Here is a 14,353-nt window from a genome sequence, read left to right on the forward strand (position 1 = left end):
CTCAACTCAGCAAAAACGACACTGTTTTACATAAAAAAATCAGTATGGATAAAGTGTTATAAAATCAGCTATCAGTGATTTTGATTTTCATTCATCAAGTGCCTTTTCAAGCCACTCTCACGTTGATGTCGGGTTTGAATCGTGTGACGTAATGTCACTTCTTTACTGAGGATAAATACCTGCTGTTTGGCTCGGGTAATCGCGGTATAAAGCAGTTCACGGTTAAGAATAGGGCTGATTTCATCTGGTAATAAAATACTAACGCTATCAAACTCGGAGCCCTGGCTTTTATGCACCGTCATCGCAAACGCAGTTTCATGAGCAGGAAGTCGGTTAATCGGTACCCAACGCACTTCCTCATCAAAACAAAAACAGGCGCGAAGTTGTCCAGTCTCATCATGCAAAATGATGCCCGTGTCACCATTAAACAGTCGTTGCCGGTAATCATTTTGCGTAATCATAATCGGTCTGCCAGCATAAAACGGTAAGCTGGTTCGCCAGCCGCGTTGTGCCAATAAACGCATCAGCAAACGATTCACTGATAACACTGATTGTGGCCCTTGCTTTAAGGCAGCCAGAATTCTGAACGTATCAAAGGCCTGTACTACTTGTTGTGGTGACTGTTTGGATTCCACCGCCTCAATAAAACTTTGGTATCCAGCCATAAAGCATCTTTGCTGCTGCTTTTCATCACTATCCGACCAGATATCATTCACACTTGGATTTAATAAAGCGAGCGCGGCCAGTACATCACCTTCATTCACCTGTTTGGCTAATTGGCCAATCGCACTGTCTTTATCGAAACGATAACTGTGTTGCAGACGCACAAAGCTATTTAACAGCGTCGATGGCGCTGAGTTTTCTGAGACAGGAATATCCAGTTCGGGAAATTGCTCACTGAACTCAGCCGAAAACTGGCCTTGTTGTTCATCACTCAAATTCGCTAACACCGCACCAGACTCAACGGAGGCCAATTGTTGGCTGTCACCTAATAAAATCAGTCTGGCTGAAGGCGATAAAGCTCGCATTAATTTGGCCATCAAACTGATATCGACCATCGATGCTTCGTCAATGATCAATACATCTAATGGTAAAGGACGTTCGGCATGGTAACGACCCTGGTCGTTATGCTCAGTAATGCCCAATAAGCGATGCAGCGTTTTTACTTCATAGGGATGCTGAGCACTAATCGATTGCTGCAGTCTGGCAGCGGCCTTACCCGTGGGTGCCGCCAGCCCAATATGTAGATCAGGAAATTGCTGTTGCAAACTATTAAGCATGCTTAACACAATCGTGGTTTTACCCGTGCCGGGGCCACCAGAGATAACCGCAAATTGTCTGGTCAAGGCTACAGCGACAGCGACTTTTTGCCAGTCTGTACCTCCAATCACACTGGTCCAGCGGCTAAGATCGGCATTGAGTTGTTCTATATCGATATCATCGACGGGCTGTAAACGTTGCTGAATCAGCCGAGCCACATCCTGCTCATCACGATAATAACGGTAAAGATAAACCAGGCCTTGTTCTGTCAAAATCAGTGGCGTGTAATCACCGGGCTGACCAACTGTTTTGGCCTGTGACAATATTTCCATCCAGTCAGCAACAGAATCAGGTAATACCGATTTTAAGGGCTGACAAAATGTGGGGAGTTGATGCAAATTCAGACACACATGTCCTTCAGCAATCGCTTCTGACAATATGGCTGCCGTCATGCTTACCACTGGACGCATGCCCTGTTCTTTACGATCGATATAGGCGGCAAACTGACAGGCTAATTCGCTTAAACCGTGCTGGCGTAATAACTTCAGCAAATCAGACATCGTCCACCTCAGACATGCAACGGTTGAGCGCTTCTAATAAGGCAGTCGATGGACGTTCAAAATACACACCCGCTTGACCCCAATCCGGATGCATACCCCGTATAAACAAGTAATACACACCGCCAAAATGCTGCTTAGGATCGTAATCAGTCAGACGCGTTTGCAGATAACGATGCAATGCCAAGCTGTAAATTAAATATTGCAGCGGATAGCTATGAGCCACCATGGCCTCATCTAACGCTGCCTGCCGATAATTGTCAGCCTGAGTTCCTAACCAGTTGGATTTATAGTCGGCAATATAAAAACGCCCCTCATGCTCAAACACCAGATCGATAAAGCCTTTCATAAAGCCGCTAAGATCGACAAATTGTAATGACTTCACCACCGGACTGAGAATCGGGTAATCGTCGACAAAAGGCATTAATGTCTGTTTTAAACTTTTTGCTGTTAACTGCCTTACTGGAAAGAAAAATGCCATTTCATCTAAACGCTGCTGCGGCTGAATATCACGTAAGGTCAGCCCGGTTTGCTGATTTAATTTAGTACTGACCACGGCATCCAACCAGGATGAAACGACAGCAGACCACTCATTATCAATGCCAAACTGGCTTAACGTTTTGTCTACCAAGATGGTGAGTTCTTCATTCTGCTGCTGGAAGTCCCAGTGTTCAAACAAGCTATGTAAACAGGTACCGGCATTTGCGCCTTTTGGAAACCCAAACCGATCCTGACGTGGCTCACTGCTTGGCATGTCTACTGGCAGCAACGGTGCGTCATGATCCGGTAACTCGATATGCTGCCCGTGACTCAAGCCGGTAAAGCTACCAATATGCCAGGGTGTCTGAATCTGTCCTGCAAATTGCCTCGCTTGTAATGTCTGTGCTGAAATATCCGCCTGTTTGACAACCGGTGGCACGTCAGCATCCCAGGCAATCACGTTCATATTGTGTTGGTTTGATGCCACCATCTGCTGCAAATTTTGCAGCATTTCTCCGGCATCAACGTGTGCTAACTCAGGATGAAGCAACTGAAATAAGGCGCTTTGCTGAACGTTTTTCACTGCTGCCCACACAATCACACACTGCTCGCGAGCACGGGTTAATGCGACATAAAGCAGGCGTAAGTCTTCAGCTTGCTGCTCTTCAGCCATAATCGGTTGTGCTTCGGAAAAACCAGGCTCACCAAAGGCGACACAGGCCTGATTATCGTCTGCCCGATGAAATGTCATCACAGTCGGTTGTTGATTGAACTGGCTTTGATGCCAGAGGAAAGGACAGAACACAATCGGGTATTCCAAGCCTTTACTGGTATGAATGGTAATCACTTTGACCAGTTGTTCATCGCTTTCCAGGCGAATCTGAGCGGCATCGCCACTTTTATCCGCCGCCTGTCGCTGTGAAGCTAACCACATCAAAATAGCTTCCATCGTATTATTGCGTCGCGTTGCATGCGCCTGAATCAATTCAGCCAAATGCAATAAATTGGTCAGTTGCCGTTCACCATCAGCTAAAGCTAACCAGCGACGCTGCACATCCAGTGCAGCAATTAAGGCACGAAACATCACAATAAAACCCGCCTGCTGCCATTGCTCATGCAGCGAGACAAAAAAGTCTGTTTGCTGCAGCCACTGCTGTTCGTCTTGCTGAGCCTGATAAATGTCTAATGCACTTTTAGCAAATAAGGGGGTTGCTAAAGCCGTGGCAATCAGGCTGTCATTACTGGGTTGAGCAATCGCCATTAACACCCGTTCCAGCATCACTGCTTGCGGTGTTTCAAACACACTATCACGTGACTGCTGCACACTGTTCACACCACGTGCCCGTAAAGCCTGCTGAATGGTTGTTGCCTGTTTATGGCTTCTGACTAAGACGGCAATATCACCGCCATTGAGCATACGTTGGCTGCCATCTTTATCGGTCAGCATCACTTCATCGTTGGCTGACTGATTTAACAAAGTCGCGATCTGATCGGCGGTCACATCTGCCGCATTTTGCATCATATCGCTAACATTAAATGGCGTGTCAGATGGCATCCATACCCACGATAACGGCGACACGGCTTGGCCTGACACCGTTAAACACGCCTCATCAGCACGAGCCGCTTTCACCGGATAAAATGGAATATCGTCATACAAAAACGGCTGTGGCACGCGTTCGAATAAATGATTAACCGCCTTCACCAGACGGGGGTGCGAACGCCAGTTGGTATCCAGATTAAACTCATTGCCAGCCGCATGTTTTGCTTTCAGGTAAGTAAAAATATCGGCGCCACGGAAACTGTAAATCGCCTGTTTTGGGTCGCCAACAAAAAACACCGGCTGCTCGGTATTAGCAAAAATCGTATGAAAACAGTCGTATTGAATCGGATCGGTATCCTGAAACTCATCAATCAATGCCGCCTGAAACTGCTCACGAATTTTAGCGATCAATTTATCGGCTTGCGAGCCATGTAAGGCCTGTTGCAGATTAAGTAACAAATCATCAAAGGCCTGCAGTTTTAATTGCTGTTTACGTTTGGGTAACTCAGTGGCGAGATACTCTGATAATTGCTGACGTAGTTGCTGCAATTGTAATGAACGCGCCGTTTGCAATTGCTGGTCGGTATCGAGCAAGGCATCACATGCCCGCCATAAACTCAGTTCGGGTAACTCTTGCCCTTTTTTCAATGCCTGTGTCAGTTCAGCCTGACCAAACTTGGCAAACTTCTCAAATAATCCCGCTTGTTTTCCAGCCTGCATCAGGCTGTCCATTTCAGCTATCCAGCCACTGACACTGGCAGCACGATATTTATTACCGTTGAGCAAGTTTTTATCCTGCAAAACCGCAATCGCTTCATCACGCTGTTGCCACCACATCGACTGAACGTGTTCAAACTGTTCATCATATAAAGCTTGTAATGGTTCAACCGCCATTTCCGGCAGCGGTATAACTTCAAGATAGGGTTTGCCAATCAAGCTGCTGACTGACTGCAATAACACTTCGGGGCTTTGGCGTTTTTGTAATAAATAACGCGCAAAAGCGTTATCTACCGAGCTGACATAACGACGCCAGAAATCATCAGCAACCGCTTGCTTGAGTTCCTGTTCATCGGCCACCATTTCCATATCAAAGAAATGACCGCTTTCAAACGCAAAGTCTTGCAAAGCTCTCTGGCAAAAGCCGTGAATGGTATAGATAGCCGCTTCATCAAAACTCTGAATCGCCAGTTGCAGGCGTTTTAGCGCTTGAGGATCTGCCTGCTCTTGTTGGCTCAGTTGTTTACGTTCATCAACCAGTCGAGCCCTTAAACGTCCACGTAACTCTTCGGTGGCTGCACGGGTATAAGTCACTACGAGAATCTGGCTGACTTCCAGTTTCTGCTCAACAACTAAACGACAATACAGTTCTGCCAGGGTAAAGGTTTTACCGGTGCCGGCACTGGCTTCAATTAGATTAATGCCTTTGAGTGCAACCGTATTCACATTAAATTGGGCACTCATAACTGCCCTCCTTCAATGTGCTGCTGAATCGGTCCATAGACCTGAAAGGCAATCTCAGTAAAGTTTTCATCGAGAGGGTTTGCCGGGAAACAACATTGATAATAAGCATCGTCCTGTTCAGCCATCACAAACTCACCGGCGGGTGCCCAGGCTCTTTCAGCCGCTTGCTGGGCTTTCTCCGGTTTATCACTCAGTGCTTGTTTGGCATACGCCAGACTGGTTTTATCAAACAATGGCAAAGGTTGTTGGCAGCCTTGCCAATATAAATTCAGATATTGCTCCAGTAATTGATGCGTATTATCTACTGGTGTGAAACACAGCTCATCATCTTCAAAGACCAGTTGGGTGGTTAAACTCATGCCTTCCGGTTTCAGAATATTGAGGATCAAGTGTTCCAACCAGCCATTAATCAGATCGCGTCCTTTTTTACGTGATAAACGATAGCGCAATAGCCCTGCTTCACTCAGATTATCGAGCTGACCACTGATGTTGAACTCGCCTATCTCAATTTCAAAGGGTAAAGCAGGTAAACGTTCATCACCTAGGTAGGGAGTTAATGTCTCTACAAATGCCTCAACTTTACGGTTTTCCTGATGAAGCCATTCTTCGCCAAACTCACCTTGAGGTAACATGCCGGTGGCGTGTACCAGTTCAGAAATACGGGTTTCAGTGGTATGGCTGAGTTTACTTTCCAGCAGCCATTGTCTGAGCTGCCAGGCTTCCAGCCCGTTTAACTCAAACGGTTCACGACTGCTTAATTCATCTTCATCCAGTTCCAGTCTGACACCTAAACGTTCACGGCAAAGAAACCGGGCCGGGTGCATAAAAAACTGGCTGAGTTGCATCAGGCTAATGTCTCGCCATGACGCATCGGGTTCGGGTAAAGGTTCTGCAAACCATAATGTCGATTCAGTTTTTGTGTCTGGTTTGGGACATTGCAAGTCATTAAAACTAAACAGCTTGTCATGCTGCTGATCAAAATAACGGCGACTAAAGGCTTGCAGTGGATGATGTGTGACCAGCTGTTTTATTACTGAATCGCCTTGATCAGTGACAAACCGCTCATCCAGATAATCCAGCAAATCACTAATCAACACAGACGGTGGAATCTCAGCATTATCGGTAATACTGGCACCGATATAACTGATATAAAGCGTTTGTTGAGCAGACAATAAGGCTTCCAGGAACAGATATCGATCATCATCACGACGTGAACGATCACCTTCGCGATGATGGTGCGCCAACAGATCAAAACCTAAACTCGGCTGACGACGTGGGAACACGTCATCATTCATACCAATCAGACAGACCACATCAAATGGAATACTACGCATCGGCACCATGCCGCAGAAGGTGATGCCATGCCCCATAAAACGATGACTATTATCTAAGGGTTCCAGATGGGATTGCTGCCAGCTTAAGATCACATCAATGCCGACCGTTTCCTCAAAACCAGCTAAATCAGTACTTTCAATCATCCGATCAAGTTGGCTACGGATGGAAATCAGCTCACGTTCGACCAACGGATCATCCAGCTGTTCTGCCTCAAAGAAGGTGTCCAGACAGCGGTTTAAATGCTGTTGCCAATCATGGGGTGTGCGTGGACGGCTGAGCTGTTGTCGCCAGTCATCCAGTGCAGAAATAAACTGAGATACTGCCGCCACAATGCGGGCTTTATCACCACTAATACCGTCCATAGCAAGTTGGCCGTCAAACAAACGCCATGGCTCGCCCTGCTCGGTCAGTGGCATCGCATAGCCGAGTAATAAACGGTCCAAACCTGCTCGCCAGGTATTGGCATCATTAGCGGGTAGCTCCAATGCCATTTTATCTTTGGCATCGTGACCCCAACGAATCCGGGTTTGCTGACACCATTCGCGTAACCACAATAAAGCCGCTTCATCTAACTGAAAACGCTGTTGAATGGCCGGACACTCCAGCAAAGCCAACACACTTTCCACATCAAATCGTGACTGTGGCAACGCTAAAATACTGAACCAGGCATTGAGTAAAATACTTTCCTGCTGACCGCTGCTATCAGCAATACTAAATGGAATCGTATGAGCTGGATCAGCCGCACCAAATACTGCTTCAATCCAGGGAGCATACACATCAATATCGGGCGTCATCACCACAATATCGGTCGGTGATAAATCGGGCTGCTGTTCAAACATCGCCAACAGCTGATCTTGCAGAATTTCCATTTCTCGCATCGGACTATGACAGACCTGAATCAGGATAGAGTTATCGTCGGCAGTCACTGCTTGCTGCTCACCGATATCCAGCTCATACATATCGGCTTTCAACATGCCCAGCATGGTGTCGGGATTTGGCTCTACAAAACAAGTTTCCGCCTCATGAGGCAGTTCCTGACACTGACGAAAGAACTCCTGCCCTTGTTTGCCCAGGCTCGCTAATAAAGGATGACCGACATCCGCACTCAGTTCCGGTTCGGGCTCTTCCAGCATGAGTTCCAATTGCTGACGCTGTTGCTGTTTAGCATCGATTAAATCGCCCCAATAATGTTGACTGGGGGATAAATAAAACAGCGTGATATCGACAAATTTCGCCATCAGGGCAAAGGTCTGTAAATAGACTGGTGGCAACGAAGAAATACCAAAAATACTGAGTCGTTCTGGCAGACCTGCAGGCTTTTCTGTCGCTGTTTGTAAAAGCTGATTAAGCTGGTTTAACAACCTGGCCCGATGCATAGGTTCGGGATCATTCGCTGTGATTTTTTGCCAGAGAAGCCCTTGCCAGTTATCGCTTTTTCCCTGCTCCCATTCTGCAATCCAGTCTGGTCGGTACATCAGGTACTGATCATAGGTATCCGCCAGGCGTTCGGCTAATTGAAAGCGTTTTAATTCATCGGTTTGTTCACCTAAATAAGCGGCAATCGCACTAAATTCCGGCTCATCTGTTAACTCGGGCAACAGGGCAAATAAACGCCAGCTAATCGGTGCTTTGGCATAAGGTGAATGCAGAGGAATATCCGGCCAGATTTGCCGAAATAAACGCCAGATATAGGCAGAAGGAAAAGGAAACTCCGTATTGGCACTAATACCATGCTCATTGGCTAGATACAGTGACAACCAGCGAGCGAGCTCGTTACTCTGCACAATAATATTTTCCTGCTCAAACGGACTGAGCGGCGCGGACTGAAGCTGTTCAGCAAGCCAGGCAGCCAGTTGTCTGCTGTCATTACTGTAAACCATCTTCAGCATGTGGATTCCTTCACGTCAAAAGCCACATATTACGGGATGTTGCGGTTGAAACAAACTGCTTTGAATGTCAGAACAAGGGCTGAAGCTAACACCATTAAAAATCAGGGCTTATCTGCTTTATAAAAAACAGCTGAACAGCCAAGCCTCAGGTCATCCCGCCCATTCGAGCTTGCTTAGCATTTTCTATGATGTTTGTTTGTGGCATACCTCACATTATTTTGAAAATTCATCACATTGTCATAATCCATCATTATCTTGAGCGTCATCTCTATTACCTGACTTGGAGTTAACGTGAAACATACACATAAACTACTTATTGCTTCGATATTAACCGCTTTATACAACGCACCCGTGCTGGCAGAAGATTGTGTCGCCGGTGGCACAGCTGACTCCCCTACACTGCTTTGTAATGCAGCAGACAGTAATAACATTAATGACAGCCGTGATAATTTGTCTATCACTGTTGAAAGTGGTGCTCAACTTGTCGATGAAAACGATCGCCCTGTAAAGCTGGACGGTTCAAACCAATCAGTCATTAACTACGGTCTTATTGAAAGTGGCGATGATGATGCTATTCGCGCTAAAGGCACTGACCTGACTATCGATAACTCTGGCACCATTATTGGTGCTGATCGTGGTATACGCCTTCAAGATGATGCCAATAATTTCACCTTGATTAACCGAGAAACTGGAAAAATCTTTGCTGAAAATCAAGCCGTAAGATTAGATGACGACACCGAACTGAAAAATGCACACATTACCAACTATGGTCAGATCGAGAGTGAAAAAGGTCGTGCTATTCAGAGTCGTGGTGCAGGCACAACAGTCATTAACTACGGGACATTACGTGGTAATGAAGAAGTGATTGAAGCACGCGAAGACTTCACCCTGGAAAATCACGGCACCATCGCCCTGAATGGTTTGTCATGGAATGCAGCGACGAAAACCTGGACTAACACTGGTGCCACCGACGATGAAGACGGCGTGCAATTTGCCAGCGGTACCGCAGATAACTACGGTGTGATTTTGGGCACCGATGATGGTATCGATATCGACGAAGGCAAAGTACACAACCATGCTACCGGTGTGATTGTTTCAACAGGTACAGAAAGTGACCCTTTAAATGGGGGTAATGGTATTGATATTGATCCACTTTTCGAACCGAATGTAGGTGATGTTCGCACAGCCGGTCCACTAACCATCATCAACGAAGGTTATATCGAAGGCGTTCATGCGATTGGTTCGGATGACGCAAGTACTTCTGAAGTCACCGTCACCAACAGTGGTACATTGGTCGGTCGTTCAGGCACAGCTATCCATTTTGCGCCCAATCAAGGTAACAGCAGCCTGACACTGACAGGTAACAGTGAAATTATCGGTGATGTGATGTTCGGTAGCGGTGACGATATGGTGATCGTTGACGGACTCACTGCCACAGGTGAGCTGAGTTCAGGTATCTTCGATGGCAGCTTGGGTAATAACAGCATTATCTTCAAGGACTTTGATCTATCAGATATTTTGTCATTTGAAATATCAGATGCACTTGTCTACCTGTCATTAGGCGTCGATAGTGGCGAGCTGTTATCAGGCAAGTTCAAAAACTTCTCATCATGGGGTTTTGGTGATGGCATGTTCTCTACTGAGTATCTTGCCAGCCAGTTCTCTAACCCAAGTGCCGTACCATTACCTGCAGCACTGCCATTGTTTGCTTTTGGTCTGATTGGCATGTGGGCGGGTCGTTCACGTCTTACAGGTTCTAAAGCGGCCTAGTTCAGTTATGGTTAAACACTGACAGCAGCATAAGCAGTATTCAGGGCCAGTTTAAACATCTTTTTTCGTGTTTAAACTGGCCCTGAATTTTATCGGTTTTGCTTAACTTTATATGTGATGTTTATGCAACTAAACTCGCTTTACGACGCAAACCCAAAAAGCCGAATAAGACCGGTGCCAACAAGAAAAACGCGGCAGGAATAGGCACAGCACTCACAGCCTGACTTATCACAAGATTCGCAAAGGTATCGCCAAATACCACTTCAAAATTAAAACCACTTATCGCCGGTAAAATAATGCTGTCAAAACTACCGACAATGCTGGCGAAGGTCAGGAAGTTAAATGTACCTTCTTGCACATCATCACCAATAAACTCAAAGCTTAATAAACCAGCCAGCGAAGCGACATCCGAAATATCCAGCAGATCGGAGTGCGTTTCATCAAACTCCACAACCATCGAACCAAATTCACCTTGCGTGTAATTACCATTAATCGTCATCGTACCGATAGAGTTACCGGCGGTCAGACTGGCATAGTTGTCATACCCGGTACCATTTACCGTCACAAGGCTGTTAATGGTGCCGGTTCCTGACAAATTACCCCCATTAATATTGACGCTGGTTTGGCTCATGACACCATTGTTGATGGTTTGACCTGCGGTTTGAGTGTAATCACCAACCCAGGCACCACTACCGACCAATTTCGCTTTTTCATTATTAATAAACGTGCCAGTGTTAACGAAGGCGTTCTGGTTATATATCGATTTATTATTCGTCATCACACCATTGTTCACCACGGTGTCATTAATAGCATTGGTCAAGACATAGTTATTCGTCATTGAACCCTGATTAATTAAGCGACCTGCGTTAGTGAATGTGCCCTCATTATTCAGCGTGCCATTATTCACTAGGGTAGAAGCAATGTAGTTATTTAATTTACCGGCCCGGCTGTTGGTCAAAATGCCATTATTAGTAACGGTCCCACCTCTGTAACTCGATAAAGTACCGGTATTGGTGAGAATATCGTTATTGCTCAATTGTCCGTTATTGCTAAAGGTGCCCTGATTCAGAAATTCAGCCTGATTATCAATTTGGCCATCATTGATCCATCTGCCACCTTTATTCTCTATATAGCCTGTATTGGTAATCTGACCACTTGCTGCATTATTCAAATCACTGACATGCGTGGTCAGGCTTCCCGTGTTTAGCAAGATGCCAGAATTATTTAAATCACTGTATTTACCATAAAAAGTACCATTATTAATAAAGGTACCCTGATTAGCTAAAACAGGATATACAGAAAAAGGCCAGCCTATCACTGACAACTCACTATCATTTTGAAACTGTGTTCCGGACACAATGCTTGTCGTGGCATCATCATCAATCGTTAAAGGCGAAGTGTTTATTCCAGATAAAACACCATCAGCACTGGCGGCAGCGCTTAATAGGAGTGATGATGTAAATACCGTCGTGAATAAAGAACGTTTTATAAATTGAGTATGCATGTTCTGAGTCTCTCTCGGTCTATGTAACTCAGCCACCTTAAGAGCTTAAGGTCTGTAGCTTTCCGTCCTCAGCTCACGCTGAGTTTGGCAATAATGATATGGGCATCCAACCCAGCCAGGATTGATGATATAGAGACAGCTACAACGGCACTATCCGATTTTCGCAAACGTATAAATTAATGAGAGACGGGCATTAAGGATAATATTTTCTGACTCGTATATGATGTGCTTTCACATACCTAAGACGGAATAATAAGGGATAGCTATTTTGGTTTTTCGTTACTTTATTTGCCTGCTTTTTTTGATATTACAGGCCTGCTCATCCATACCCACCACACAAAACCGCACTGATACGGCAGTTCGTTTAGCTCAGCTCAATGGCTGGCAATCCCAGATCATCACTACAGCCTCATTTAACTTGCAAAGCTTTATCCCTGAAAAAATCTCACCGTCTAAAGAGTTAACCATTTACATAGAAGGTGATGGTTTAGCCTGGTTGAGTCGACGGAAAATGTCTTCAGATCCGACCCCTATCGATCCATTAACACTCAAGCTCGCACTCCTCGATAACCATGCCGTCTATCTGGCCCGCCCATGCCAATATGTGTGGTCTGGAGGCTGTGAACAGCGTCTGTGGACTTCAGCCCGCTTTTCTCCTGAGGTATTACAAGCGATGAATCAAGCCGTGGATAAGTTAAAAGCCCAATATCAGGCTTCTTCTTTACGGCTTATTGGTTACTCTGGGGGGGGTGCTGTCGCGACGTTATTAGCCGCTGAGCGAGACGATGTTTCTCAGTTAGTCACTGTGGCAGGTAATATTGATACTGATTACTGGACGACATTACAGCATATTTCACCGTTAACAGGCTCATTAAATCCAGCAGACCAGTGGCCTTCATTACAGGCCATTCCACAAATTCATTTTGTGGGGAGTGAAGATAAGATCATGCCCGTTGCTGTGGCTAATGCATACCAGCAACATTTTCCTCAATCAAAACGCCCCACTGTAAGAGTAATCACCGGTATGACTCATCATTGCTGCTGGGTTGAGCACTGGCCAGAGCTATTGCAGGAAATATCTGCCGCTAAGAAATCTGCCCCTTAATTAAATGTTCGTCGTAATGTCGCTGACGGTAGCTCGCCGAATAACTGTAGATAATCATTAGAAAACCGCCCTAAATGCCAGAAGTGCCAATCGCTGGCTATTTGCGTCACCGTCATATTAATATCTGTAGGCCTGAGTAATTGGGATCGCACTCGATTTAATCTCAAGCGATAAAGGTAGGCATTAGGGGTGATGCCCATTACTTTTTTAAAGTGATACTGCAAGTTACGCTGACTGATACAGACATCTTTACAAATATCGATAATGGTTGGGCAAATATGACTGTCCAGCTTAGCGTGAATATAGTCGATAGCTAATCTCACTGATTTAGCCGCTCTTCGCCGTGCCACGACATCAGTTTCTTGCCCATCAAAAAGTAAGGATGAATCTAAAGACAGCAGCACATGTTCCATCACAGAAGTATTTAAGTGTTTTTGCTGCTCTGGCTGACGGTCATCCGAAGACATCGCTGATAATTGATATAGGTAATCAGTAAACAGCTCTAACGGTTGTCGATTTACACCATCAAATACTAAAACACTGTCCACAGGCATTTCCCACTGCCGTGGATTCATCGCTCTGGCAGACTCAAGTAAGGCCGATTGTTCGAATCGAAAATAAACCGTTTCAGCATTTCCCTCAGCCTGGATATCGACTTCAACATTAGCTGGCAAGAAAAATAGTGAATTCTCAAACGCATTATATTCAGATACTCGTACCTGATTTTGTGTGGTACGTTCGAAGGAGATGGTACAAAAGTCTTTTTCGATGATGGCGCGTTTATGTACGACCTGATTTTGCTGCTCGAACACCACTCTGAACGCCTCATTACCCACTTCACGGTAGTGCCCATAAAACTGACCTGCGGATAACTGGGTAATCTCAATCGGTAACCAATCTTGCACAAGCTGCTGTTCATAAGCATCAAACAAAGGCTGATCACAATACACAAGCGCTTGTGTCGGTATCATATTAATGTGTTGGCACAGGTATATAAATTAAGCATTCGAAGAAAAAACCATAAAAGAAGATAGGCAATGAATATACCTTAATTCAATTACTTATGGCATATAAAACAAAAAAACGCCTCAACAGAGCACTGCTGAGGCGTTTCTTATTTCAGACAAAAATTAGCTTAGAACGACAAACGTAATTTCACTGATGCCGTTTGATTTAAAAAGTCTTCACGACCTTCGACATCATATTGAGCGGTGATATCGGTATAGTCGTTTATGTTAACGGTGGCACCAACACCGGCTCTGGCTAACCACGGTGAAGGGTCAATACCTTCTGTTGTGAAGGCAGTGCCACCACCGGTATAGGATGCCGTCATACTGGTATCGTCATTGATGAGGTCATAACCGATGCCCATATTCGCTAGTAAGGTGGTCTTATCATTTAACTGGTGGTCGATATCGGTTTGTGCCATAAGCTGACATCAATACCCTTAGG

The 14,353-nt window shown here is 45.4% G+C and carries 8 protein-coding genes and 1 riboswitch; of the genes, 2 read left to right on the plus strand and 6 right to left on the minus strand.

What is annotated here, in order from left to right:
• Positions 1 to 71: 71 nt before the first annotated feature.
• From recD to recC, 3 genes are read right to left on the minus strand one after another with little or no spacing between them, the layout of a single operon-like run.
• A complete protein-coding gene (gene recD, locus MAMP_RS12660) occupies positions 72 to 1,820 on the minus strand; it encodes an exodeoxyribonuclease V subunit alpha (RefSeq protein WP_007146464.1) in 1,749 nt (582 codons plus the stop codon).
• Entirely contained in the window at positions 1,813 to 5,298 is a 3,486-nt protein-coding gene (recB, locus tag MAMP_RS12665) for an exodeoxyribonuclease V subunit beta (protein WP_007146465.1), read from the minus strand. The genes recD and recB overlap by 8 nt, the downstream gene beginning before the upstream one ends.
• Positions 5,295 to 8,522, minus strand: coding sequence for an exodeoxyribonuclease V subunit gamma (recC, locus tag MAMP_RS12670; protein WP_007146466.1), 3,228 nt, complete (start codon positions 8,520 to 8,522; stop codon positions 5,295 to 5,297). Before recC ends, recB begins: the two co-directional genes overlap by 4 nt.
• A 291-nt stretch (positions 8,523 to 8,813) precedes the next feature.
• Between recC and MAMP_RS12675 the strand changes: the two genes are divergently transcribed.
• On the plus strand, positions 8,814 to 10,292 hold the full coding sequence (locus MAMP_RS12675) for a hypothetical protein (RefSeq protein WP_007146468.1): 1,479 nt from the start codon (positions 8,814 to 8,816) through the stop codon (positions 10,290 to 10,292).
• A gap of 121 nt (positions 10,293 to 10,413) precedes the next feature.
• Here the strand turns inward: MAMP_RS12675 and MAMP_RS12680 are convergent, their stop codons facing one another.
• Positions 10,414 to 11,796, minus strand: coding sequence for a hypothetical protein (locus tag MAMP_RS12680; protein WP_007146469.1), 1,383 nt, complete (start codon positions 11,794 to 11,796; stop codon positions 10,414 to 10,416).
• Between the two features lie 19 nt (positions 11,797 to 11,815).
• Positions 11,816 to 11,895: riboswitch (cyclic di-GMP riboswitch) on the minus strand.
• 169 nt (positions 11,896 to 12,064) lie between these two features.
• Between MAMP_RS12680 and MAMP_RS12685 the strand changes: the two genes are divergently transcribed.
• Positions 12,065 to 12,901, plus strand: coding sequence for an alpha/beta hydrolase (locus MAMP_RS12685; protein WP_007146470.1), 837 nt, complete (start codon positions 12,065 to 12,067; stop codon positions 12,899 to 12,901).
• On the opposite strand, the gene MAMP_RS12690 is transcribed toward MAMP_RS12685, so the two are convergent.
• Both MAMP_RS12690 and MAMP_RS12695 read right to left on the minus strand, forming a co-directional pair.
• A complete protein-coding gene (locus MAMP_RS12690; protein ID WP_007146471.1) occupies positions 12,898 to 13,872 on the minus strand; it encodes a helix-turn-helix domain-containing protein in 975 nt (324 codons plus the stop codon). The genes MAMP_RS12685 and MAMP_RS12690 overlap by 4 nt on opposite strands.
• A gap of 164 nt (positions 13,873 to 14,036) precedes the next feature.
• A complete protein-coding gene (locus MAMP_RS12695; protein WP_007146472.1) occupies positions 14,037 to 14,330 on the minus strand; it encodes an autotransporter outer membrane beta-barrel domain-containing protein in 294 nt (97 codons plus the stop codon).
• Between the last annotated feature and the right edge of the window lie 23 nt (positions 14,331 to 14,353).

It is taken from the genome of Methylophaga thalassica MP (assembly GCF_000214595.1).
In the GTDB taxonomy this organism is placed as follows: domain Bacteria; phylum Pseudomonadota; class Gammaproteobacteria; order Nitrosococcales; family Methylophagaceae; genus Methylophaga; species Methylophaga thalassica.